Origin of the sequence: Streptomyces sp. NPDC035033 (assembly GCF_040636735.1) — a bacterium.
GTDB lineage: Bacteria > Actinomycetota > Actinomycetes > Streptomycetales > Streptomycetaceae > Streptomyces.
Window position 1 is genome coordinate 1 of the sequence record NZ_JBEZUZ010000070.1, and the last position, 22,273, is coordinate 22,273.

23 protein-coding genes and 1 riboswitch are annotated in these 22,273 nt (G+C 73.8%); of the genes, 12 read left to right on the plus strand and 11 right to left on the minus strand.

Going from position 1 to position 22,273, the window contains the following annotated elements; genetic code table 11:
* Positions 1 to 276: 276 nt before the first annotated feature.
* From AB0E83_RS25010 to AB0E83_RS25020, 3 genes are all read right to left on the minus strand, one after another.
* Entirely contained in the window at positions 277 to 678 is a 402-nt protein-coding gene (locus AB0E83_RS25010) for a DUF3040 domain-containing protein (RefSeq protein WP_362115995.1), read from the minus strand.
* Positions 679 to 952: 274 nt separating this feature from the next.
* Complete coding sequence (locus AB0E83_RS25015; protein WP_362115998.1) at positions 953 to 1,741, minus strand: methyltransferase; 789 nt, start codon at positions 1,739 to 1,741, stop codon at positions 953 to 955.
* A gap of 66 nt (positions 1,742 to 1,807) precedes the next feature.
* Entirely contained in the window at positions 1,808 to 2,281 is a 474-nt protein-coding gene (locus tag AB0E83_RS25020; RefSeq protein WP_362116001.1) for an SAV_6107 family HEPN domain-containing protein, read from the minus strand.
* Between the two features lie 258 nt (positions 2,282 to 2,539).
* Here AB0E83_RS25020 and AB0E83_RS25025 point away from each other — a divergent pair, with 258 nt between their 5' ends.
* The 5 genes from AB0E83_RS25025 to AB0E83_RS25045 all read left to right on the plus strand — a co-directional run bounded on the left by AB0E83_RS25025 (position 2,540) and on the right by AB0E83_RS25045 (position 8,770).
* Positions 2,540 to 3,406, plus strand: a complete 867-nt coding sequence (locus AB0E83_RS25025; RefSeq protein WP_362116104.1) for an ATP-binding cassette domain-containing protein — start codon at positions 2,540 to 2,542, stop codon at positions 3,404 to 3,406.
* A complete protein-coding gene (locus AB0E83_RS25030) occupies positions 3,378 to 5,528 on the plus strand; it encodes a YhgE/Pip domain-containing protein (protein ID WP_362116004.1) in 2,151 nt (716 codons plus the stop codon). The genes AB0E83_RS25025 and AB0E83_RS25030 overlap by 29 nt, the downstream gene beginning before the upstream one ends.
* A gap of 29 nt (positions 5,529 to 5,557) precedes the next feature.
* Entirely contained in the window at positions 5,558 to 6,169 is a 612-nt protein-coding gene (locus AB0E83_RS25035; protein WP_362116007.1) for a TetR/AcrR family transcriptional regulator, read from the plus strand.
* A 509-nt stretch (positions 6,170 to 6,678) separates the two neighbouring features.
* Positions 6,679 to 7,317 (plus strand): DUF4126 domain-containing protein, encoded by a 639-nt coding sequence (locus AB0E83_RS25040; protein ID WP_362116010.1) that lies wholly within the window; start codon positions 6,679 to 6,681, stop codon positions 7,315 to 7,317.
* 10 nt (positions 7,318 to 7,327) lie between these two features.
* Positions 7,328 to 8,770, plus strand: a complete 1,443-nt coding sequence (locus tag AB0E83_RS25045) for an NAD(P)/FAD-dependent oxidoreductase (protein WP_362116013.1) — start codon at positions 7,328 to 7,330, stop codon at positions 8,768 to 8,770.
* A 22-nt stretch (positions 8,771 to 8,792) separates the two neighbouring features.
* Here the strand turns inward: AB0E83_RS25045 and AB0E83_RS25050 are convergent, their stop codons facing one another.
* The 5 genes from AB0E83_RS25050 to AB0E83_RS25070 form a co-directional block, all read right to left on the minus strand.
* Complete coding sequence (locus AB0E83_RS25050) at positions 8,793 to 9,692, minus strand: hypothetical protein (RefSeq protein ID WP_362116016.1); 900 nt, start codon at positions 9,690 to 9,692, stop codon at positions 8,793 to 8,795.
* 54 nt (positions 9,693 to 9,746) lie between these two features.
* Positions 9,747 to 10,661 (minus strand): methylenetetrahydrofolate reductase [NAD(P)H], encoded by a 915-nt coding sequence (metF, locus tag AB0E83_RS25055; RefSeq protein WP_362116019.1) that lies wholly within the window; start codon positions 10,659 to 10,661, stop codon positions 9,747 to 9,749.
* A 235-nt stretch (positions 10,662 to 10,896) separates the two neighbouring features.
* Positions 10,897 to 11,550, minus strand: coding sequence for a thiamine phosphate synthase (gene thiE / locus AB0E83_RS25060; protein WP_362116022.1), 654 nt, complete (start codon positions 11,548 to 11,550; stop codon positions 10,897 to 10,899).
* A gap of 78 nt (positions 11,551 to 11,628) precedes the next feature.
* Positions 11,629 to 11,994: an Rv2175c family DNA-binding protein gene (locus AB0E83_RS25065; protein ID WP_362116025.1), complete on the minus strand. Its 366-nt coding sequence runs from the start codon at positions 11,992 to 11,994 to the stop codon at positions 11,629 to 11,631.
* A gap of 70 nt (positions 11,995 to 12,064) precedes the next feature.
* On the minus strand, positions 12,065 to 13,279 hold the full coding sequence (locus AB0E83_RS25070; RefSeq protein WP_362116028.1) for an FAD-dependent oxidoreductase: 1,215 nt from the start codon (positions 13,277 to 13,279) through the stop codon (positions 12,065 to 12,067).
* A gap of 85 nt (positions 13,280 to 13,364) precedes the next feature.
* A riboswitch (TPP riboswitch) is annotated at positions 13,365 to 13,478 on the plus strand.
* On the opposite strand from AB0E83_RS25070, the gene thiO reads away from it, so the two are divergent.
* From thiO to AB0E83_RS25100, 6 genes are all read left to right on the plus strand, one after another.
* Positions 13,476 to 14,690: a glycine oxidase ThiO gene (gene thiO, locus AB0E83_RS25075; RefSeq protein WP_362116031.1), complete on the plus strand. Its 1,215-nt coding sequence runs from the start codon at positions 13,476 to 13,478 to the stop codon at positions 14,688 to 14,690. (Overlaps the previous riboswitch by 3 nt.)
* Complete coding sequence (gene thiS, locus AB0E83_RS25080; RefSeq protein ID WP_362116034.1) at positions 14,687 to 14,887, plus strand: sulfur carrier protein ThiS; 201 nt, start codon at positions 14,687 to 14,689, stop codon at positions 14,885 to 14,887. The genes thiO and thiS overlap by 4 nt, the downstream gene beginning before the upstream one ends.
* 5 nt (positions 14,888 to 14,892) lie before the next feature.
* Entirely contained in the window at positions 14,893 to 15,687 is a 795-nt protein-coding gene (locus tag AB0E83_RS25085; protein WP_362116037.1) for a thiazole synthase, read from the plus strand.
* A gap of 90 nt (positions 15,688 to 15,777) precedes the next feature.
* A complete protein-coding gene (pknB, locus tag AB0E83_RS25090) occupies positions 15,778 to 17,688 on the plus strand; it encodes a Stk1 family PASTA domain-containing Ser/Thr kinase (RefSeq protein WP_362116040.1) in 1,911 nt (636 codons plus the stop codon).
* A 7-nt stretch (positions 17,689 to 17,695) separates the two neighbouring features.
* On the plus strand, positions 17,696 to 18,547 hold the full coding sequence (locus AB0E83_RS25095; protein ID WP_362116043.1) for a deoxyribonuclease IV: 852 nt from the start codon (positions 17,696 to 17,698) through the stop codon (positions 18,545 to 18,547).
* A gap of 93 nt (positions 18,548 to 18,640) precedes the next feature.
* Positions 18,641 to 19,201 (plus strand): DUF4396 domain-containing protein, encoded by a 561-nt coding sequence (locus AB0E83_RS25100; protein WP_362116046.1) that lies wholly within the window; start codon positions 18,641 to 18,643, stop codon positions 19,199 to 19,201.
* A 40-nt stretch (positions 19,202 to 19,241) separates the two neighbouring features.
* On the opposite strand, the gene AB0E83_RS25105 is transcribed toward AB0E83_RS25100, so the two are convergent.
* Positions 19,242 to 19,886, minus strand: coding sequence for a sulfite oxidase-like oxidoreductase (locus AB0E83_RS25105; RefSeq protein WP_362116049.1), 645 nt, complete (start codon positions 19,884 to 19,886; stop codon positions 19,242 to 19,244).
* A 181-nt stretch (positions 19,887 to 20,067) separates the two neighbouring features.
* On the opposite strand from AB0E83_RS25105, the gene bfr reads away from it, so the two are divergent.
* Positions 20,068 to 20,544, plus strand: coding sequence for a bacterioferritin (gene bfr / locus AB0E83_RS25110; RefSeq protein WP_030493020.1), 477 nt, complete (start codon positions 20,068 to 20,070; stop codon positions 20,542 to 20,544).
* Here bfr and AB0E83_RS25115 read toward each other — a convergent pair.
* Together AB0E83_RS25115 and AB0E83_RS25120 are read right to left on the minus strand one after the other, a co-directional pair.
* Entirely contained in the window at positions 20,541 to 20,783 is a 243-nt protein-coding gene (locus tag AB0E83_RS25115) for a (2Fe-2S)-binding protein (protein WP_362116052.1), read from the minus strand. The two genes, bfr and AB0E83_RS25115, sit on opposite strands and share 4 nt — an antisense overlap.
* 122 nt (positions 20,784 to 20,905) lie before the next feature.
* On the minus strand, positions 20,906 to 22,258 hold the full coding sequence (locus tag AB0E83_RS25120) for a class II 3-deoxy-7-phosphoheptulonate synthase (protein WP_362116055.1): 1,353 nt from the start codon (positions 22,256 to 22,258) through the stop codon (positions 20,906 to 20,908).
* Positions 22,259 to 22,273 lie beyond the last annotated feature (15 nt).

The window sequence follows — 22,273 nt, forward strand, 5'->3', positions numbered from 1 at the left end:
TGGGCCCGCACCTGTACGAAGCCGTACAAGGGGTGCGGGCCCAGGCCCGGAAAGCCTTGGCCCGGCACGGGGCGCCGTCCCTGTGCCCACCCTCCCCCAAGGACTTCGTCCAGGGGGGACCCCCAGCCCTGCGGGACGATTGCCCACAGCGACGGCGGGCGCGGCCCGCACCGGGGGGCGGTGGGCGCGGATCGCGGGGGAAAGACGGCGCCCCGCCGGGGCTCGGGGCCGGCGGGGCGGGGTCACGGGGGTGCGGGGTCTCCGCTCAGGGGGGCGTCAGTGGCCGCCGCCCTGCTGCTCGTCGCGGCGTCGCTGCCACCGCGCCTCGATCCGGTCCATCATGGAGTGTCGCGCCCGGCCACCACTCTGGCGGCCCCTGGCCTGCTGCTCTCCCGGCTTCGGCGCCTTGCGCCACCCGGTGACGGCCAGGACCGCACAGCCCAGCATGACGAGGAATCCCACCACGCTGATCCAGATCAGGCCGTCCTCGAAAAAGACCAGTCCGGCCATGAGGAGCGCGATACCCACCAGGAAGCCGACAACTGCCTGGTAGACCCGTCGCCGGGTGTACGTACGCAGTCCGCTTCCCTCGAGCGCTGTCGCGAACTTGGGGTCTTCGGCGTACAGCGCTCGCTCCATCTGCTCGAGCATTCGCTGCTCGTGCTCCGAGAGCGGCACGGAGTCCTCCTAGTCGTCGGTCGCGGGGGCGACCGGTTTGCGGCCCTTTCAGGATAGGCAGGGAATCGCCCCCGTGAAACCCGCCCTCAATGCCGATCAGCCCATCCGGGCCGCCATGCGGTTCGGTTGGTGAGGCGTTGATTCCCCAGCCGTCCGCCCGTCATGCCGGATGGTTTCCCTCGATCATACGGCGCGATGCCGCATATGGGGCGGCCTGTGGCAGAGCAGGGCCCGCACCTCCGAACGGGTGGCGCGGGCCCTGAGTTCCGCCGGATCAGACCGGCTTCTCCGCGAGCACGTGGAGCTGGGTCGCGACGGCGTGGAAGGCGGGCAGTTCGGCGGCGGCCGCCTCCAGCTTCAGGAGGGCCTCGGCGGCTCCGGGCTCGGTGTCGACGAGGACGCCGGGGACGAGGTCGGCGAAGATCCGTACGCCGTGGACGGCGCCCACGGCGAGACCGGCCTCCTCGGCCAGACCGGTGAGCTGCTCGGCGGTGAAGCGCCGGGGCACGGGGTCGCCGGCGCCCCAGCGGCCGTCGGGGTCGCCGAGCGCGGTCCGGGCCTCGGTGAAGTGTCCGGCGAGGGCGCGGGCGAGGACCGCCCCGCCGAGGCCGGCGCCGAGCAGGCTGAGCGCGCCGCCGGGGCGGAGCGCGGCCACCGCGTTGCGCACGCCCTCGGCGGGGTCGTCCACGTACTCCAGGACGCCGTGGCAGAGCACCGCGTCGTAGGCGCCGCGCTCGACCACGTCGAAGAGGCCGCGGACGTCGCCCTGGACGCCGGTCACCAGGTCGGCGACGCCGGCCTCCTCGGCCCGGCGCTCCAGCGCGAAGAGCGCGTTGGGGCTGGGGTCGACGACGGTGACGCGGTGGCCGAGGCGGGCCACCGGCACCGCGAAGTTGCCGGAGCCGCCGCCGGTGTCGAGGACGTCCAGGGCGGCCTTCCCGGTGGTCCCGACCCGGCGGTCGAGGGCGTCTTTGAGGACGTCCCAGACGACAGCGGTTCGCAGGGAGGCCCGCGACGGGCGCGACGACGCCTCACGGCCGAAGGCAGGGGAAGGGTCCGGCACGGCTCTCGACTCCTCGGTGACGGGTACGAACGCCCCCACCCTATGACCTCCGGGACGCCTCGCGGATCAACCGGCGGCCCCGTCCGCCGGGGGCTGCCGGGGCAGGACCGGCTGGAGCACGAGCAGCCGCTCGACCAGGCGGAGGAAATGGGCCGCGTCCCTGACCAGGTCGTCGGCGTCGCGCGGGGTCGCGGCGGCGGCGACCCCGGCCTCGGCGAGGGCGCGGCGGGAGGCACCGGAGGCGAACAGGGCGCTCCATTCGGCGAGCTCGGGCGCGAGCTGCGGGAGCAGTTCCCAGGCGCTCCTTATGGCCTGGCGCCGCCGGGTACGGGGCTCGGGGCGGGCGCGGGCGGCGAGGACGGCGGCCGCGGCGCGGAGGGCGGCGAGGTGCGCGGTGGCGTACCTCTCGTGGGGGCGGTCGAGGGCCTCGGCCTCGTCGAGCCCGGCCCGGGCCTTGGCGAGCAGGTCGAGGGCGGCGGGCGGGGCCGCGGTCCGGCGGGACACGGGGTGGACGTCGGCTGCTGCGAAAGGACTGGCCATGACGAGCCTCCTGTCGTCTGTGACGGCCTTGTCGCCGTCTGTGTCCATCGTGTCGCCCCCCACTGACAATCGCCCTGACCTGGGGCTTTGCCAGGAAGGCGACGCGCGGGTAACTTTTGGACTGACCAGTCAGTTCAAAAGTGGGGAAGCGGGGGTGGGTCCGTGGGATCCGAGGACCTGACCACATGGCCGTCTCGGGAGGGGGCCGGCGGGGAGACCGGCGCCGACCGCGACCCGGCGGCGCACGGCGCTGCGGTCGTGGTCGAGGGGCTGGGGCTCAAGGGCCCCCGCGGCTGGGTCTTCCGGGACGTCTCCTTCCGCGCCGGGGCCGGTTCCCTGGTGGCGATCGAGGGCCCGTCCGGCACCGGCCGCACCTGCCTGCTCCTCGCGCTCACCGGCCGGATGAAGATCCGGGAGGGGCACGCCGAGGTCGGCGCGCTGCCGCTGCCGCGCCGGATGGCCGCCGTGCGCCGGATCGCCGCGCTGGGCCAGGTCCCCGGCGTCAGCGAGCTGGACCCGGCCCTCACGGTGGCCGAGCACCTGCGCGAGCGGGCACTGCTCCAGCGCCGTTTCGACGGCTCGGTCCGCGCCCTGCTGCGCCGGCCCGGCGCCCGCGCCGCCGAGACCCGGGCCCGGATCGACGAGGCCGTGGCGGCCGCCGGCCTGGACCTCGCCGCCCTGCCGAAGGGCGAGCGGACCTCCGTACGGGATCTGGAACGCCTGGAGGCGCTGCGCCTGTCGATCGCGCTGGCCCTGCTGGGCCGGCCCCGGCTGCTCGGCGTGGACGACACGGACCTGAAGCTGTCGGACGCCGACCGGGCCGAGGCGTGGGCGCTGCTGCGCGCGGTGGCCGCCGCCGGCACCACCGTCCTCGCCGTCTGCAGCGAGGCCCCGGCCGGCGCCCTGCGGATCACCACGGTCGACACCGCCACGAAGGCGGACGCCGACGACACCGCCACCCCGGCCGAACCGGCCGTCCCCGCTGAACCGGTCGCCCCGGCGGACCCCGACGGATCCGCCGAACCCGCCGACCCGGCCGGCCCCGCCGGACCGGACGCGACCGCCGAAGACGACACCACCGAGGAGGGGGCGGCCGATGCGCTCGCCGAAACTGGCCGCGCTTGAGCTGAGGCGCTTCGGCAGGGGCAAGCTGCCGCGCGCCGCGCTCGTCGCGGTCCTGCTGTTGCCGCTGCTGTACGGCGCCCTGTACCTGTACTCGTTCTGGGACCCGTACAGCAGGCTCGACCGGCTGCCCGTGGCCCTGGTGAACGAGGACCGCGGCGCCACCGCCGACGGCAAGCGGATCACCGCGGGCGAGGACATCACCGAGGGGCTGCTCGACAGCAGGACCTTCGAGTGGCACGAGGTCAGCGACGCCGAGGCGCGCAAGGGCGTCGAGGACGGCACGTACTACCTGTCCCTGACCGTGCCCCGCGACTTCAGCGAGCGGATCGCGTCCAGCTCCGGGGACTCCCCCGAGACCGGCGCCCTGAAGGTCCGCACGAACGACTCCAACAACTACATCGTCGGCCAGATCTCGCGGACGGTCTTCTCCGAGGTGCGCACCGCCGCCTCCACCAAGTCCTCCCGGACCTTCCTCGACAAGATCTTCATCTCCTTCTCCGACATCCACGAGGCCACCGCCGAGGCCGCCAAGGGCGCGGCCGACCTGAAGAAGGGCGTGGACAAGGCGAAGAAGGGCTCCAAGGACCTCTCCGCGGGCCTGACGGACGCCAAGGCCGGCAGCAGCGACCTGGCCTCCGGCCTGAAGAAACTGGACAAAGGATCCAAGGACCTCCAGACCGGGTCCCGCAAGGTCGCGAACGGCACCCAGGCGCTCGCCGACAAGGTGAACGGCACCGCGGACAAGGTCCGCCCGTACCTCGCGAACAACGGCAAGTCGATCCGTGACACCGCCAAGCTCGTCTCCGACTCGGCCACCGCCGCCCGCAACGACCTGGAGGACCTGGTCCGGCGCGCCCCGGCCCTGCGGACCGCCGCCCACAAGGCGGACGAGACCCTGGACCGGCTGCACCGCGAGTCCTGCGCGAAGCCCGGCGCCACCGCCACCCCGCCGGCCGAGCTGCCCGAGGGCGTCACCCTGCCCGAGGGCGTCACGCTCCCCGACCCCACGGAGGTGTGCGCGGCCCTGAAGGAGGCGTCGACGACCGCCGGTGACGTGGCCACCGTCGCGGACGACGTGCACGAGCTGACCAAGGACAGCAAGGGCGACCTGAAGACGCTCGACACCCGGCTGAAGAAGCTGAAGAAGGACGCCGACGAGCTGGCCGCCCGCTCCCCGCGCCTGGACCAGGACGTCAAGGACGCCATCCGGAAGATCAACGAGCTCAACAAGGGCGCCCAGAAGGTCGCCGAGGGCGCGGAGCAGCTGCACACCGGCATCACCGGCGCCCGCGCCGGATCGGTCAGCCTGGACAGCGGGGTCGGCAAGCTGAAGAAGGGCGCCGGCGACCTCGACGGCGGCCTGTTCAAGCTGGCCGACGGCTCCGGTTCGCTCGCCACCGGCCTCAAGGACGGCGTCGACAAGATCCCGGACTACGACGAGGCCGAGCGCGACCGGCGTACGGAGGTCATGGCCGACCCGGTGAAGCTGGCCGCCCAGTCGCTCCACAAGGCGCCGAACTACGGCACCGGCTTCGCCCCGTACTTCATCCCGCTCTCCCTCTGGGTCGGCGCGATGGTCGCCTACATGATCATCCAGCCGATGAACCGGCGGGCCCTCGCCGCGGGCGCCTCCGCCTGGCGGATCGCGCTGGCCGGCTGGTTCCCGGTGGCGGCGATCGGCGTCCTCCAGGTCGGCGCGCTCCTCTCCGTCCTGCACTGGGGGCTCGGCCTGGAGATGACCCGCGCGGCCGGCACGGTCGGCTTCCTCGCCCTGGTGACCTGCTGCTTCGCCGCGATCATCCAGTGGCTGAACGCCCGCTTCGGCGCGGCCGGCCGGATCCTGGTGCTCGCGCTGCTCATGGTCCAGCTGACCTCGGCGGGCGGCACCTACCCGGTGCAGACCAGTCCGGCCTTCTTCAACGCCGTCCACCCCTTCCTGCCGATGACCCACGTGGTCGAGGCGCTGCGCCGGCTCATCACCGGCGGCGGACTCGGACCGGTCTGGGAGGCCGTCGCCGTCCTGACCGCCTTCACCCTGGGCGCGCTCGCCCTGACCGCGGTCACCGCGCGGCGCAAGCAGGTGTGGACGCTGGACCGGCTCCACCCCGAGCTGTCCCTGTGACCCGGCCCGCCTCTGTGAGAATCGACCCCATGGAAAGCAGCAGCACCCGGCGCCAGGCCACCCGCGCCAAGCTCTACGAGGCGGCCGTCACCCTCATCGCCGAGCAGGGGTTCTCGGCCACGACGGTCGACGAGATCGCCGAGCGGGCCGGAGTGGCCAAGGGCACGGTCTACTACAACTTCAAGAGCAAGACCGAGCTCTTCGAGGAGCTGCTGCGCCACGGCGTCTCCCTGCTGACCGCCTCCCTGCGGGCGGCGGCCGAGGAGACGGCGGCGAAGGGCGGCAGCCGGGTCTCCGCGCTGGACGCGATGATCCGCGCGGGCCTGGTCTTCATCGACCGCTACCCGGCCTTCACCCAGCTGTACGTGGCCGAGCTCTGGCGCACCAACCGCGCGTGGAACTCCACGCTCCTGGTCGTGCGCCAGGAGGCGGTCGCCGTGGTGGAGGGGGTCCTGCGCGAGGGCGTCGAGGCGGGCGAGCTGAGCGAGGAGATCGACGTCCAGCTGACGGCGGCGGCGCTGGTGGGCATGGTCCTGGTCGCGGCGCTCGACTGGAAGGCCTTCCAGAGCGAGCGGTCCCTCGACGACGTCCACGCGGCGCTGTCGCTGCTGCTGCACGGGCGGGTGGGCGGGGGCCGCTGAGCCCGGATCCAGGATCCAGGATCCAATATCCGGGACCCGATGTCCTGGACCTCGGGTACTGGATCCAATATCCAGGACATTGGATGCGGGATCCGATGTCCGATGTCCCGGACATCGGATCCAAGATCCGGGATCCAAGATCCAAGATCCAAGATCCGGGATCCGGGATTTTGGACCCCCGGTCCCGGACCCACCATCCGAAAAACGAAAAGCGCCGGTCCCGCGAGGCTCGATCCCCCCGAGCCACGCCGGACCGGCGCTTCCTTCGTACACCCCCGTGCACGTCCCCCGTACCGGCAGGCGCGCGGCCCCGTTCCGCCGCCCCGTGTCGGCGGTGCGGAGCCGCGCCCCTTCCGTGGGCTCCACTCTCTCCTCCGGGGGGCCGTTCCCCCATCCGCGCGGGTACTCATCTCGGCGTCTAGGTACGGGTACTCAGGCGCCGCGCCGGAGCCCGGCCGGAGCGGTCCGCACGGGTGACGGACAAGCGCCGTCTCGTTACGATCGCGAGCGTGTCCGTACTCCCCCTGGTCTTCACCAGCGGCTGGGCGAGCGGGATCAACGCGTACGCGGTGGTCCTGCTCCTCGGCGTCTTCGGCGCGACCGGGCTCACCGACGAGGTGCCCGAGGCGCTCCAGCGCACGGATGTCCTGATCGCGGCCGGCGTGCTGTTCCTGTGCGAGGCCGTCGCGGACAAGATCCCCTATGTGGACAACGTGTGGGACTCGGTCCACACGGTGATCCGGCCGGTCGCGGGGGCCGTGGTGGCGGCCCTGCTCGCCGGCGAGAGCGGTTCGCTGCCGGAGCTGGCGGCGGGGGCGGTCGGCGGTTCGACGGCGCTGATGAGCCATCTGGTCAAGGCGGGGACCCGGATGGCGGTGAACACCTCGCCGGAGCCGTTCTCCAACATCGTGATCAGTACGGGCGAGGACCTCGCGGTGGCGGGGGTCATCACCTTCGCGCTCTTCCATCCGGTGGCGGCGGCGGTGATCGCCGCCGTGCTGCTGGCGCTCGGGGTGTGGCTGCTGGTCTTCCTGGCCTCGCGGATCCGGCGGTTCCGGCGCCGCCGGGCCCAGCGCCGCGAGGAGCGCAGACTGGCCGCGGCCGGGGGCGGGCCACCTGCGGGCGGCCCTGTCGGCGGAGGCCGATAAGGTCCCTGACATGGGACGGATTGTGGTGATCGGCGCGGGTCTCGGCGCCATGGCGGCGGCCGCGCGGCTCGCGGTCGCCGGACACGCGGTGACGGTCTACGAGCGGACGTCGACGTACGGCGGCGCGGTGGGCCGCCTCGAGCGCGACGGCTTCGCCTTCGACACGGGACCGGGGCTGCTGCACCTGCCGGCGGTCTACCGCGACCTGTTCGTGAAGACCGGGAAGAAGCCGCTGGAGGAGTGCGTCGACCTGCGCCAGGTCGACCCGGCCGCCCGGCACGTCTTCGCCGACGGCACGCGCGTGGACCTGCCGAACGCCTCCCGGGCGGGCACGCTCGCCGCCCTGGACGCGGCGCTCGGCGCGGGCGCGGGCGAGCGCTGGGGCGACTTCCTGGTGCGGGCCCGCGAGGCGTGGGACCGCACCCGCCGCCCGCTCCTGGAGGAGCCGCAGCCCGCCGCCCCGAAGGCGCTCGCCCGCGAGCCGTACCCGGCCCTCAAGGCGGGCCTGCTGCGCCGCCCGACGCGGACGCTCGCCCGGATCGGGGAGCGCGAGCTGAGGGACCCCCGGCTGGTCGCGCTGCTCGACTCGTACGCGGAGGCGTACGGCTTCCCGGCGGCCGCCGCCCCGGCGTCCGCCGCCGTCCTGCCGTACATGGAGCAGACCTTCGGCAGCTGGTACGTGGCCGGCGGCATGCGGGCGCTCGCGGACGCGGTGTACGAGCGCTGCCGGGAGCGGCGGGTGGAGTTCGTCTTCGACGCGCCCGTCGACGACGTGCTGACCGAGGGCGAGCGGGCCGTCGGGGTGCGGCTGGAGTCCGGCGAGGCGGTGGAGGCGGACCACGTGGTCGTCGGCGCGCCCGTGCCGGAGCTCTACCGCGAGCAGGTCCTGCCGTGGCAGTACAGCGACGAGTGGACGCACTTCCAGCGGCACGGCACCAGCCGTCTGACGGTCCTGCTGGCCCTCCGCGGGGCCCGTGAGGAGGGGGCCGTGCACCGCACGGTCGTGCACGGGGCCGGAGATCCGCTGCACACGCCCACGGTGACGGTCCTGCGGCCGGACGATCCGGCGCTGCGGCCCGACGCGGACCACGAGTCGGTGACGGTGTCCATGATGCTGGACCTGGTGCCGGAGGAGGACTGGGCGGAGCTCGCCGACCGGATGGTGGAGGCCGCCGCGTCCGCGGTGCCGGGCCTCGCCGAGCGGCTGCTCTGGCGGGAGGTCCGCACCCCGGAGGACGTGCGGGAGGCCACCGGGACGGCCGAGGTGCCGGGCCCGGCGCTGGCGTCCGCCCGGGGGGACTGGCTCCCGGCGCCCAACCTCTCCCCCGTCCCCGGCCTCTACTTCGCGGGCGGCTGGTCGCACCCGGGCGGCGGGCTCGCCCACGCGGGCATGTCGGGCGCGCTGGTGGCCGGGCTGATCGTGGAGGGCGCGGACTTCCGCGGCTCGCAGTGACCGGGCCCGGCCGGGCGGGGCCTCAGTAGCGGTACTGGGACCGCTCGTCCGGGTGCGGCTCGTGGCCGTACTGCCCCGGGGCCTGCGCCTGGGGCGGCTGCGCGTCGGTGTCGCGCTGCTGCGGGACCCAGACGCCGCCGGGCGGGGTGTCGTAGGTGTACGAGGGGGCGTAGGGGTCGCCGTAGTACGAGGTGTACTGCTGGCCGTCCGTGCCGGGGCCGATGTACGGGTCGGAGTAGGCGGCATACTGCTGCGGGCCGCCGGCGGTGCCGTAGTCGTAGCCGGGCTGCTGCTCGTAGCCGGCGGCGTAGGGGTCGTACGCGGGCGTGTTCAGGCCGGCGGGGGCGTGACCGCCGGGGGCGTAGGGGTCGGCCGGGTAGGCGCCGGTCCCGTGGCCGGAGGCGGCGTAGGAGCCGGTGTCGTAGGAGCCGGTGTCGTAGCCGCCGTACGCGGGGGCCTGGGCGGTCCGGTCGTGCTGTCCGCCGCCGTAGACGCCGTACTGACCGGTGTCCTCAGGCAGGGGCTGCGGCTCGTGGACGGAGGTCGGCTCGTCGTGGCCGGCGCGCGGTTCCCCGGCGTCCGGGCCGTCGCCCTCGTAGGAGAGGCCGGAGACCTCCAGGGTGGGGCCGGCCTCGGAAGCCGCCTTGCGGCGGCGGCTGGCGCCGGGGTTGCCGCCGATCGCCCAGCCGGTGGAGAAGCCGCGGCGGAAGGAGAGGGTCACGAAGGTCTGGCCGACGGCGAAGCCGACCGCGCCGGTGATGATGACCGCCACCGAGGGCAGCAGCACGCCGACGACCACGCCGAGGAAGCCGCAGAAGGCGAGGATGCGCCAGCGCAGCCGCGCCTTGTACTGGAGCAGCACCTCGCCCAGCAGCCAGAGGGCCACCAGCCCGAACGCGATGTAGAGGACCGTCCACCCCATGCCCCGCCGCCCCTCTCTACGGCCACCGCCGCGGGTCGGGGCGGGTACGACCGGTCAGGACTGCTGGTGCAGTCCGAGATTCTCGTAGATCTCGAGCGTCGCGGTGGAGCTGTTGAGCGTGATGAAGTGCAGACCGGGGACACCCTCGGCCAGCAGGCGCGCGCAGAACTCCGTCGCGAACTCGATACCGATGGAGCGTACAGCGGCGGGATCGTCCTTGACCGCGAGGATGCGTTCTTTCACATCCGCCGGGAAGGCCGCGTTGCTGAGCTGGGGCAGCCGGTCGAGCGTCTTCACGTTCACGACGGGCATGACCTCGGGGATGATCGGGGTCTCGCAGCCGGCCTTCTCGACGCTGTCGCGGAGCCGCAGGTAGTTCTCGGGGTCGAAGAACATCTGGGTGACCGCGTAGTCGGCGCCGGCCCGGCACTTGTCGACGAAGTGCCGGATGTCGGTGTCCCAGTCGGTGGACCGGGGGTGCATCTCCGGGAAGGCGGCGACGCCCACGCAGAAGTCGCCGGACTCCTTGATGAGACGGACCAGGTCGGCGGCGTAGCGGACGCCCTCGGGGTGCTCGACCCAGTCGCCCAGCGGGTCGCCCGGCGGGTCGCCGCGCAGCGCCAGCATGTTGCGGATGCCGGCGTCGGCGTACTGGCCGAGGACGTTGCGCAGCTCGGCGACCGAGTGGTCGACGGCGGTGAGGTGGGCGACCGGGGTGAGGGTGGTGTCCGAGGCGATCTTCTGGGTGGCCTTGACGGTGCCGCCGCGGGTGGAGCCGCCGGCGCCGTAGGTCACGGAGACGAAGCTGGGGCCGACGGCCTCGACGCGGCGCATGGCGTTCCAGAGGACCTGCTCGCCCTTGGGCGTCCGGGGCGCGTAGAACTCGAAGGAGTACGACGTGCCGGAGGCGAGGATCTCGCGGACCGTGCGGGCGCGGTCCGTACGGACGGAAGCGGTTCCAAGGGCCATACGGGCAGGTTAGACGGGGTCCAGGTGGCCGAGGAAACCGCGTCCGAGTAGTGGACAGCTTTTCGGACACCGGTACGAGGCCGCTCCCGCGCGCCTGGACGAAGCTCCGGACCGCGCCCGGGGCCGCCGCCCGGCCCGGGCGCCGCTCCGCCCCGGTCCCGGTCGGACCCGTCGTCGGGCCCGGGCGCCGGTCCGTTCCCGGCCCCGGTCCCGCGCCCGGTCCCCGTCGTCCGGCTCAGGCGCCGGCCCGCTCCCGGACGCGCTTGGCGAGGGAGGCGGTGGCCGCGGCCGGGTCGTCGGCCTCGGTGATCGCGCGGACCACGACGATCCGGCGGGCGCCGGCGTCCAGCACCTCGTCGAGGTTGCCCTCGTCGATGCCGCCGATGGCGAACCAGGGGCGGTCCTGGGCGAGTCCGGCCGCGTACCGCACCAGGCCGAGGCCGGGGGCGTACCGGCCGGGCTTGGTGGGGGTGGGCCAGCAGGGGCCGGTGCAGAAGTAGTCGACGCCGGGTTCGGCGGCGGCCGCGGCCACCTCGGACTCGGCGTGACAGGAACGGCCGATCAGCACCTCGTCGCCGAGGATCGCGCGGGCGGCGGGGACGGGCAGGTCGCCCTGGCCGAGGTGGAGGACGTCGGAGCCGATGGCGTGGGCGACGTCGGCCCGGTCGTTCACGGCGAGGAGCGTGCCGTGCCGGCGGCAGGCGTCGGCGAACACGGCGAGGTGCTCCAGCTCCTCGGCGGCCTCCATGCCCTTGTCGCGGAGCTGGACGACGTCGACGCCGGAGGAGAGCACGGCGTCGAGGAAGGCGGGCAGGTCGCCCTGGCGCTTCCGGGCGTCGGTGCACAGGTAGAGCCGGGCGTCGGCGAGCCGCTCACGAGGCGTAGGCATGGTGGTTCCCCCCGTCGGGTGGTGCCGGTGGCGCGGCGGCGGACCGCCGCGGCACCGGCTCGGTGGTGGTTCGGTGCGTCAGACGGCGAGCGCCTGGGCGCGGCGCTTCACCTCCGTGCCGCGATTCTCGCCGAGGGCCTGCGCGGGGGTGCCGGGCAGGGTCGGGTCCGGGGTGAAGAGCCACTCCAGCATCTCTTCGTCGGTGAAGCCGTCGTCCTTCAGGAGGGTCAGGGTGCCGGCGAGGCCCTTGACCACCTTGCCGTCCTGGATGAAGGCGGCGGGCACCTGGAGGGCGTTGTTCTCTCCGCGGCGCACGGCGATCAGCTGGCCCTCCTTCACCAGCTGCCGCACACGCGTCACCTCGACGTCGAGCATCTCCGCGATGTCGGGGAGGTAGAGCCAGGCGGGGACGAGAGCATCGATGTTTGCGTCAATCTCGGTCACGGGACAAGCCTGCCATCCGGGACCGACAGCCGGTAGTCGGACCCGTCCCCACCGCCTCCGTACGGGGGTGCTAGAGGGCGGCGGACTTCAGCGGGACGGCCGGGTCGGCGGCGCGCTCGGGGTCGACGGGGGTGCCGGCCTCGATGAGCCTGCGCCCCTGGGCGAGGTCGCGGGGCCGGCCGACGGCCAGCAGCGCCACCGGCACGCCGGCCCGCAGCCAGAGCACCGACCAGGAGGCGCCGGACGGGTCGCCGCGCCGGACCAGCGCGTCGGCGCCGGCGTGGTGGCCCGCGTACTGGACGAAGCGGCCGAACTGCTCGGACCAGAAGTACGGCACGGGGTCGTACGGCTCCGGGGCGGCGTCCAGGATGTCGGCGGCGACCGTGCGGGGGCCCTGGAGGGCGTTGTCCCAGTGGTGGACGAGGAGGCGCTCCCCGTAGCGGGCGGAGGGGAAGGAGGCGCAGTCGCCGACCGCGTACACGTCGGGCAGGGAGGTGCGCAGCCGGTCGTCGGCGGTGACGGCGCCGCTCGGGTCGAGGGCGATGCCGGAGCCGGCGAGCCAGTCGGTGGCGGGGCGGGCGCCGATGCCGACGACGACGGCGTCGGCGGGCAGTTCGCGGCCGTCGGCGAGGACGACGGCGCCGGGCCGGACGGTGTCCACGCGCGCGTGGGTGAGGAGTTCGGCGCCGCTCTCGGCGTACCAGCCGGCCATGGAGGTGGTGACCTCGGCGGGCAGGGCGCCGGCCAGCGGCAGGGCCGAGGCCTCGACGACGGTGACGGCGCAGCCGGCCTCGCGGGCGGCGGTGGCGAACTCGGCGCCGATCCAGCCGGCGCCGACCACGACGACGGCGTGCCGGTTCTCCAGGACGGGGCCGAGGCGGACGGCGTCGTCGAGGGTGCGCAGCAGGTGGACGCCGGGGACGCCCTCGGAGCCGGGGAGGGTGAGCGGGTGGGCGCCGGTGGCGAGGACGAGGACGTCGTACGGGACGGGTCCCGCCTCGGTGTCCAGTTCGTGGTCGGCCGGGCGCAGTCCGGTGACGTCCAGGCCGAGCCGGAGGTCGACGCCGAGGGAGGCGAAGTCGACGTCGAAGGCGGAGTGCTCGGCCTTGCCGAGGAGGACCGCCTTGGAGAGCGGGGGCCGGTCGTAGGGCTGGTGGGGTTCGGCGCCGATGAGGGTGACGGGGCCCTCGAAGCCCTGCTCGCGCAGGGCGACGGCGGTCTGCACGCCCGCCATGCCCGCGCCGACGATCACGACGTGCCGCTGGGTCTGCTTCTGCTCGCTCACCCGTCCACCTTACGCATCTGACATACCGTCAGGAAGGGAGGCCCTCTGTGGCGCCCCGCCGACGGCGGCTAGGGTGGCGGTCACACACACCACTCGCGGGAGCCCGGACGCACCGGGCTGAGAGGGAGGCTGACCGGCCTCCGACCGTACGAACCTGATCCGGGTCATGCCGGCGAAGGGAGGGGCGGTCACGCCCATGCGTTCTTCCGACAGCACCGGAACGCGCTCTTCCGGGAGCGCCGACAGCGGTGCGCACACCGACGTCCTCGTGGTCGGGGGCGGCATCATCGGCCTGGTCACGGCCTGGCGGGCGGCCCTGCGCGGGCTGGCCGTCGCGGTCGTCGACCCCGAGCCGGGCGGCGGCGCCGCGCGGGTCGCGGCCGGCATGCTCGCCGCCGTCACCGAACTCCACTACGGCGAGGAGACCCTCCTCGGGCTCAACCTGGCCTCCGCCGCCCGCTACCCCGCCTTCGTCGCCGAGCTGGAGGAGGCCACCGGCCTCGACGTCGGCTACCGCGCCTGCGGCACCCTGGCCGTGGCGCTCGACGCCGACGACCGGGCCCACCTGCGGGAACTGCACGCCCTCCAGACCCGCTGCGGGCTCGCCTCCGAGTGGCTGAGCGGCCGCGAGTGCCGCCGCCTCGAACCCATGCTGGCGCCCGGGGTGCGCGGCGGGCTCCGGGTGGACGGCGACCACCAGGTGGACCCGCGCCGGCTGGCCGCCGCGCTCCTCGTGGCCTGCGAGCGGGCCGGGGTGGTCTTCCACCGGGCCCTCGCCGCGCGGCTCGCGGTGGCGGGCGACCGGGCGCGCGGCGTCGTCCTCGGCGACGGCACGGAGCTGGCCGCCGGCCAGACCGTCCTCGCCGCGGGCAGCCTCAGCGGCCGGCTCGCGGGCGTGCCCGCGGCGGTCCTGCCGCCGGTCCGCCCGGTGAAGGGCCAGGTCCTGCGGCTGCGGATCCCCGCCCCGTACGCCCCCTTCCTCTCCCGCACCGTCCGGGCCGTGGTCCGCGGCAGCCACGTCTACCTCGTGCCGCGCGAGAACGGCGAGCTGGTCGTCGGCGCCACCAGCGAGGAGCTGGGCTGGGACACCACGGTGACCGCGGGCGGGGTGTACGAGCTGCTGCGCGACGCCCACGAGCTGGTCCCCGGCCTCACCGAGCTGCCGCTCACCGAGACCCTGGCCGGGCTGCGCCCCGGCTCCCCCGACAACGCGCCGCTGCTCGGGCCGAGCGCCCTGCCCGGCCTCCACCTGGCCACCGGCCACTACCGCAACGGGGTCCTCCTGACCCCCGTCACCGGCGACGTCATGGCGGAGGCGCTGACCACCGGCCTCCTCCCCGACGAGGCGCGCCCCTTCTCCCCCCGCCGCTTCCCCACCGTCCTGTCCGCACCCCAGGAGCAGCCCGCATGAACGTGTCCGTGAACGGCGAGCCGCGCACGCTCGCCGGCCCCGTCTCCCTGGCCTCCCTGGTCGCCTCCCTCACCACCGCCCCCTCCGGCGTGGCCGCCGCCGTCAACGAGACGGTGGTGCCGCGCGGCGAGTGGGCGACGACGGCGCTCGCCGACGGCGACCGGGTCGAGGTCCTGACCGCGGTGCAGGGGGGCTGAGCACGATGTCCGACGACGTGTTCGTCCTCGGCGGTGCGGAGTTCTCCTCCCGCCTCGTCATGGGCACCGGCGGCGCCCCCAGCCTGGACGTCCTGGAGCGCGCCCTGGTGGCCAGCGGCACCGAGCTCACCACGGTCGCCATGCGCCGCCTCGACCCCACCGTGCAGGGCTCGGTCCTCTCCGTCCTGGACCGGCTCGGCATCCGCGTCCTGCCGAACACGGCGGGCTGCCACACCGCCGGCGAGGCCGTCCTCACGGCCCGCCTCGCGCGGGAGGCGCTGGGCACGGACTGGGTCAAGCTGGAGGTGGTCGCGGACGAGCGGACCCTCCTCCCCGACGCGGTGGAGCTGCTCGACGCGGCGGAGACCCTGGTGGACGACGGCTTCACCGTCCTGCCGTACACCAACGACGACCCGGTCCTCGCCCGGAGGCTGGAGGACGTCGGCTGCGCCGCGATCATGCCGCTGGGCTCCCCCATCGGCTCCGGCCTCGGCATCCGCAACCCGCACAACTTCGAGCTGATCGTGGAGAAGGCCGGCGTCCCGGTGATCCTCGACGCCGGCGCGGGCACGGCCTCGGACGCGGCGCTCGCGATGGAGCTGGGCTGCGCGGCGGTGATGCTGGCCTCGGCGGTGACCCGTGCGCAGGAGCCGGTCCTGATGGCCTCGGCGATGCGCCACGCGGTCGAGGCGGGCCGCCTCGCCCGCCGCGCGGGCCGCATCCCCCGCCGCCACTTCGCGGAGGCTTCCTCCCCGGCGGAGGGCCGCGCCCGGCTGGACCCGGAACGCCCCGCCTTCTGACCCCGGCGGGGCGCGGGGTACGTCACAGGCGTGCTGCGGTCGGGACCCGGCGGGCGGGCCGTGTCCCTACCGGCTCGTAGACTCGACGCCGTGGACACGACCCTTCAGGACCCCCTCGTCGGTCGGCTGCTCGACGGCCGCTACCGCGTGGACGCGCGCATCGCCGTCGGCGGGATGGCCACGGTCTACCGGGCCGTCGACACCCGCCTCGACCGCGTCCTCGCGCTCAAGGTGATGCATCCCGACCTGGCGGCCGACGCCGCCTTCGTCGAGCGGTTCATCCGCGAGGCGAAGTCGGTCGCCCGCCTCGCCCACCCGAACGTGGTCGGGGTCTTCGACCAGGGCGCCGAGGGCGCGTACGTCTACCTGGCGATGGAGTACGTCTCCGGCTGCACCCTGCGCGACGTGCTCCGCGAGCGCGGCGCGCTCCAGCCCCGCGCCGCGCTGGACGTCCTGGAGCCGGTGCTCGCCGCGCTCGGCGCCGCGCACCGGGCCGGGTTCGTGCACCGGGACATGAAGCCGGAGAACGTGCTGATAGGGGACGACGGCCGGGTCAAGGTCGCCGACTTCGGTCTCGTCCGGGCCGTGGGCTCGGCGACGGCCACCACCGGCGCGGTCCTCGGCACCGTCTCGTACCTCGCCCCCGAGCAGATCGAGCACGGCACCGCCGACACCCGGGCCGACGTGTACGCCTGCGGCGTCGTCCTGTACGAGATGCTGACGGGCGCCAAGCCGCACTCCGGCGACACCCCCGCCCAGGTCCTCTACCGGCACCTGAACACCGACGTGCCGGCCCCGTCCGCGGCCGTCCCCGGGCTGCCGCCGGAGCTGGACGAGCTGGTGGCCGCCGCGACCGCCCGCGACCCCGGGGCCCGCCCGGAGGACGCGGTGGCGCTGCTCGCCCTGGCCCGGGAGACCCGCGCGGCCCTCACCGACGCCCAGCTCGACGCGGTGCCGCCGGGGGCGCGGGCCGAGCAGCGGGACACCGGCGAGGACCGCACCAGCGTGATCGCCCGCCCGGTGCCCGCGCGCGAGGTCACCGATCCGCAGGCGGTGCAGCACACCAGCCGGCTCGCGTCCCCCGGGGCCCCGCCGGCCCGGCCGCGCCGCCCGGCCCCGCGCGGTCCGCTCCTGATCGTCCTCGGCGTCCTGCTCCTCCTGGGCATCGGCGGCGGCGTCTGGTACGTCGGCGCCGGACAGTTCACCCGCGTCCCCGCCGTCCTCGGCCAGCCCGAGGCGACGGCGGCGAAGCGGCTCGCCGACGCCGGCCTGGAGCTGGGCACGACGAAGCGCGCCTTCAGCGACGTGTACGAGCGCGGCACCGTGATGGCCGTCGACCCGGCTCCCGGCGAGCGGGTCCGCGGCGGCGCCACCGTCACCCTCACCCTCTCCCGCGGCCCGGAGATCGTGAAGGTGCCCAACCTGAAGGGCAAGCCGCTCGCCGAGGCCCGGCGGATCCTCACGGAGGAGGGCCTCGCCCCCGGTGTGGTCACCACCGTCTTCAGCGCGACCGTCGCCCAGGGCGCGGTGATCGGCTCCGACCCGGAGCCGGGCACCGAGCGGGCCCCGGACTCGGCCGTGGCGCTCGTGGTCAGCAAGGGCGCCCCCGTCGACGTCCCGGACGTCACCGGCGAGACCGTCGCCGACGCCACCGCCGCCCTCCAGGAGGCCGGCCTCAAGGTGTCGGTCGCGCCGGAGCGGGTGCACTCCCCCGAGGACGCCGGCTCGGTCGCCGCCCAGTCGCTCGCGGAGGGCAGCCGGGCCGCGAAGGGCGACGCGATCACGCTGACCGTCTCCAAGGGGCCGCGGCAGGTCGAGGTGCCGGACGTCGTCGGCATGTCGACCGACGAGGCCCGCGAGGCACTGGAGGCCGCCGGCTTCGAGGTGAAGGTGGAGAAGAAGTTCCCCTTCCTCGGCGACGAGGTCACGGGCCAGTCCGTCGAGGGCGGCGAGACCGCCCCCGAGGGCTCCGCCGTCGCCATCACCATCAAGGGAATCTGAGACACCCATGCGCAACCCCGTCGGCGGCCACGTCCCCGTGGCCGGCGGTCTCGCCACCGTCGGCCTCGGCTACGCCCGCGAGCTGGGCGCCGAGACGGTCCAGGTCTTCGTCGCCAACCCGCGCGGCTGGGCCACCCCGGCCGGCAACCCGGCCCAGGACGAGCGGTTCCGCGCCGAGTGCGCCGCCGCGTCGCTCTCGGCCTGGGTGCACGCCCCGTACCTGATCAACTTCGGCTCCCACACGGAGGCCACCGTCGAGAAGTCGGTGGAGTCGCTGCGGCACTCGCTGCGGCGGGGCCGGGAGATCGGCGCGAAGGGCGTGGTCGTCCACACCGGCTCGGCGACCGGCGGCCGCCCCCGCGCGCAGGCGCTGGCGCAGGTGCGGGAGCGGATGCTGCCGCTGCTCGACGAGCTGACCCACGAGGACGACCCGTACCTGCTCCTGGAGTCCACGGCCGGCCAGGGCTTCTCGCTCTGCTCCCGGGCGGAGGACTTCGGCCCGTACTTCGACGCGCTCGACCACCACCCGAAGCTGGGGATCTGCCTCGACACCTGCCACATCTTCGCGGCCGGCCACGACCTGACGGCGCCGGGCGGGGCGGTACGGACCCTGGACGAGCTGGTCGCCACCGTCGGCGAGGGCCGGCTGCGGCTGATCCACGCCAACGACTCCAAGGAGGCCGCCGGCGCGCACAGGGACCGGCACGCCAACATCGGCGCCGGGCACATCGGCGAGGAGGCGTTCCGGCACCTGCTGCGCCATCCGGCCACCGACGGCGTACCGCTGATCATCGAAACGCCGGGCGGCAAGGAAGGCCACGTCGCGGACATCGAGCTGCTCAAGAAGCTCCGGATGTGATCCGCTTCTGATCATTTCCGATTGATGGGTACCCCTGAGGGGTATACGGTTCCCGTATCGGCAGGAACCGCTGTCCGAGGCTGGGGGCCCCTCATGGAGCACGAAGCGCACGACCACCACACGAGTCACACCGACCACGCCGGCCACCGCGACCCCACCGGCCACGCCGCTCACCACGGCCACGAGGGCCACCACGCCGGGCACGGCGCCGGGAGCGGGGCGAGCTGGAGCATGGCGGCGAGGGCCACCCTCCACTGCCTCACCGGCTGCGCCATCGGCGAGGTCCTGGGCATGGTCGTCGGCACCGCGCTCGGCTGGGGCAACGCCCCGACGATGGCCCTCGCGATCGTCCTGGCGTTCTTCTTCGGCTACGCGCTCACGCTGCGCGGCGTCCTCACCGCCGGCCTGGACCTCCGGTCCGCCGTCAAGGTCGCGCTCGCCGCCGACACGCTCTCCATCCTCGTCATGGAGATCGTCGACAACGGCGTGCTGCTGCTCGTCCCGGGCGCCATGGACGCCCACCTGGACGACGCCCTCTTCTGGGGCGCGCTCGCCTTCGCCTTCGCCGTCGCGTTCCTGGTCACCACGCCGGTGAACAAGTGGATGATCGCCCGGGGCAAGGGGCACGCGGTGGTGCACCGGTACCACCGCTGAGCCGGCGCCGCCGAGGACGGCGGGCGGCGGACCGGGGCGCCTACAGCTCCGGGCCGTCGCCCGGTTCCTCCTGGTACGAGTAGCGCTGCTCGGTCCACGGGTCGCCGAGGTTGTGGTAGCCGCGCTCCTCCCAGAACCCGCGGCGGTCGGCCGTCATGTACTCCACGCCCCGGACCCACTTGGGCCCCTTCCAGGCGTACAGGTGGGGCACGACGAGCCGCAGCGGGAAGCCGTGCTCGGCGGTGAGCAGCTCGCCGTCCTTGTGGGTGGCGAAGATCGTGCGCTCGGCGGCGAAGTCGGCGAGCCGCATGTTGGCGCTGTAGCCGTACTCGGCCCAGACCATGACGTGCGTGACGTGCGGGGCGGGCGGCGCGAGCTCCAGGACCGTCCGGGCGGCGACCCCGCCCCACTCGGCGCCGAGCATGCTGAACTTGGTCACGCAGTGCAGATCGGCCACCACCGTGGTGAACGGCAGGGCCGAGAACTCCTCGTGGTTCCAGCACCGCTTGTCGCCGTCGGCGGTCGCCCCGAAGACGCGGAACTCCCAGCGCTCCGGCTTGAACCGGGGCACGGGTCCGTAGTGGGTGACCGGCCAGCCGCGCTGGAGCCGCTGCCCCGGCGGAAGCCCGGGCGAATCGTCCGGCGTCCCCACGTCCCGGTGTACCCCGCTCTCCGGCTGACCCATGTCATCCATGGTGACAGACCGCGAGGGGTGGTCATGACCAGCCACCCGCCTGGCCGAGCCCATCCGGGCAAGTCCGACTAAGCCTGCACTTACTGGACGCCCCTCAAGGGGGATGCGAGGATGCGGCCATCCTGCCCTGTGACGGGCCGGACACACCCCGTGATGGAAGGAACCTTGAGCGATGCAGGGCGACCCCGAGGTCCTGGAGTTTCTGAACGAGCAGCTGACCGGCGAGCTGACGGCCATCAACCAGTACTGGCTGCACTACCGCATCCAGGACAACAAGGGCTGGACGAAGCTCGCGAAGTACACCCGCGAAGAGTCCATCGACGAGATGAAGCACGCGGACAAGCTGACCGAGCGCATCCTGATGCTCGACGGCCTGCCCAACTACCAGCGGCTCTTCCACGTGCGCGTCGGCCAGACCGTCACCGAGATGTTCCAGGCGGACCGCCAGGTCGAGGTGGAGGCGATCGACCGCCTCAAGCGGGGCATCGAGGTCATGCGCGCCAAGGGGGACATCACCTCGGCCAACCTCTTCGAGGAGATCCTCGCGGACGAGGAGCACCACATCGACTACCTGGACACCCAGCTGGAGCTGATCGAGTCGCTGGGCGAGGCGCTCTACCTCTCGACGCTCATCGAGCAGCCGAGCTAGGCCGCCTCGGTCAGGTCGGTCTCCGCCGCGAGGGCCGGCGCGCCCTGGTCCAGGAGCTCGCGGCGCGGGCAGCCGCCGCGGCCGAGGAGGGCCTGGATGCGCCGCACGCACGAGCCGCAGTCCGTGCCCGCCTTGGAGGCGGAGGCGATCTGGCGGGGCGTGCAGGCGCCGGCCTCCGCGTGCTCCTTGACCTGCTTCTCCGTGACACCGAAGCATGAGCAGACGTACACGCGGTTCACCTCCCGCCGAGATCGATTAGGCTAACCTAACCTTACCCGGCGGGCCGGGAGCGTAAAAGCCTCCGCTATGACGATGGGGCGCGGATCACAAGGATCCGCGCCCCATCGTCATAGCGAGCCGCTTACTGATCGCGGTACATCTCGGCCACGAGGAACGCGAGGTCGAGCGACTGGCTCCGGTTGAGGCGCGGGTCGCAGGCCGTCTCGTAGCGCTGGTGCAGGTCGTCGACGAAGATCTCGTCGCCGCCGCCCACGCACTCGGTGACGTCGTCACCGGTGAGCTCGACGTGGATGCCGCCCGGGTGGGTGCCCAGCGCCTTGTGGACCTCGAAGAAGCCCTTGACCTCGTCGAGCACGTCGTCGAAGCGGCGGGTCTTGTGGCCGGAGGCCGCCTCGAAGGTGTTGCCGTGCATCGGGTCGGTCACCCAGGCGACGGTGGCGCCCGAGGCAGTGACCTTCTCGACCAGCTCCGGGAGCTTGTCCCGGACCTTGTCGGCGCCCATGCGGACGATGAAGGTCAGCCGGCCCGGCTCGCGGTCCGGGTCGAGGCGCTCGATGTAGGTGAGCGCCTCCTCCGGGGTGGTCGTCGGGCCCAGCTTGATGCCGATCGGGTTCGCGATCCGCGACGCGAACTCGATGTGGGCGTGGTCGAGCTGGCGGGTGCGCTCGCCGATCCAGACCATGTGGCCGGAGGTGTCGTACAGCTTGCCCGTGCGGGAGTCGGTACGGGTCAGGGCGCCCTCGTAGTCGAGCAGCAGCGCCTCGTGGGAGGCGTAGAACTCGACGGCCTTGAACTCGGCCGGGTCGGTGCCGCACGCCTTCATGAAGTTCAGCGCGTTGTCGATCTCGCGGGCGAGCGCCTCGTAGCGCTGGCCCGACGGGGACGACTTCACGAAGTCCTGGTTCCAGGCGTGCACCTGGCGCAGGTCGGCGTAGCCACCGGTGGTGAAGGCGCGGACCAGGTTGAGCGTGGAGGCGGAGGCGTGGTACATCCGCTTCAGGCGCTCGGGGTCCGGGACGCGGGCGGCCTCGGTGAAGTCGAAGCCGTTGACGGAGTCGCCCCGGTAGGTGGGGAGCGTCACGCCGTCGCGGGTCTCGGTGGGCTTGGAGCGGGGCTTGGAGTACTGGCCCGCGATGCGGCCGACCTTCACGACGGGCACGGAGGCCGCGTAGGTGAGGACGGCGGACATCTGGAGCAGCGTCTTCAGCTTGGCCCGGATGTGGTCGGCGGACACGGCGTCGAAGGCCTCGGCGCAGTCGCCGCCCTGGAGCAGGAACGCCTCGCCACGGGCGACGGCTCCCATCCGGGCGCGCAGCTGGTCGCACTCGCCGGCGAAGACGAGCGGAGGATACGACTCGAGGTCCGCGATCACATCGCGCAGAGCCTCGGCATCGGGGTACTCGGGCTGCTGCGCCGCGGGCAGGTCTCGCCAGGTCGCCTTGGCGACGGCGTGGGATTCAGCGTTCACGGTCACATGGACACAGTACGG

What these genes read in the sequence shown, in the direction of transcription:
- thiS (WP_362116034.1), top strand. Translation starts at nt 14,687, where the DNA reads ATGAACGTGTCCGTGAACGGCGAGCCGCGCACGCTCGCCGGCCCCGTC.
- AB0E83_RS25030 (WP_362116004.1), top strand. Translation starts at nt 3,378, where the DNA reads ATGCGCTCGCCGAAACTGGCCGCGCTTGAGCTGAGGCGCTTCGGCAGG.
- AB0E83_RS25085 (WP_362116037.1), top strand. Translation starts at nt 14,893, where the DNA reads ATGTCCGACGACGTGTTCGTCCTCGGCGGTGCGGAGTTCTCCTCCCGC.
- metF (WP_362116019.1), bottom strand. Translation starts at nt 10,661, where the DNA reads ATGGCCCTTGGAACCGCTTCCGTCCGTACGGACCGCGCCCGCACGGTC.
- AB0E83_RS25105 (WP_362116049.1), bottom strand. Translation starts at nt 19,886, where the DNA reads ATGGGTCAGCCGGAGAGCGGGGTACACCGGGACGTGGGGACGCCGGAC.
- AB0E83_RS25095 (WP_362116043.1), top strand. Translation starts at nt 17,696, where the DNA reads ATGCGCAACCCCGTCGGCGGCCACGTCCCCGTGGCCGGCGGTCTCGCC.
- thiE (WP_362116022.1), bottom strand. Translation starts at nt 11,550, where the DNA reads ATGCCTACGCCTCGTGAGCGGCTCGCCGACGCCCGGCTCTACCTGTGC.
- thiO (WP_362116031.1), top strand. Translation starts at nt 13,476, where the DNA reads ATGCGTTCTTCCGACAGCACCGGAACGCGCTCTTCCGGGAGCGCCGAC.
- AB0E83_RS25020 (WP_362116001.1), bottom strand. Translation starts at nt 2,281, where the DNA reads ATGGCCAGTCCTTTCGCAGCAGCCGACGTCCACCCCGTGTCCCGCCGG.
- AB0E83_RS25035 (WP_362116007.1), top strand. Translation starts at nt 5,558, where the DNA reads ATGGAAAGCAGCAGCACCCGGCGCCAGGCCACCCGCGCCAAGCTCTAC.
- AB0E83_RS25100 (WP_362116046.1), top strand. Translation starts at nt 18,641, where the DNA reads ATGGAGCACGAAGCGCACGACCACCACACGAGTCACACCGACCACGCC.
- AB0E83_RS25045 (WP_362116013.1), top strand. Translation starts at nt 7,328, where the DNA reads ATGGGACGGATTGTGGTGATCGGCGCGGGTCTCGGCGCCATGGCGGCG.
- bfr (WP_030493020.1), top strand. Translation starts at nt 20,068, where the DNA reads ATGCAGGGCGACCCCGAGGTCCTGGAGTTTCTGAACGAGCAGCTGACC.
- AB0E83_RS25050 (WP_362116016.1), bottom strand. Translation starts at nt 9,692, where the DNA reads ATGGGGTGGACGGTCCTCTACATCGCGTTCGGGCTGGTGGCCCTCTGG.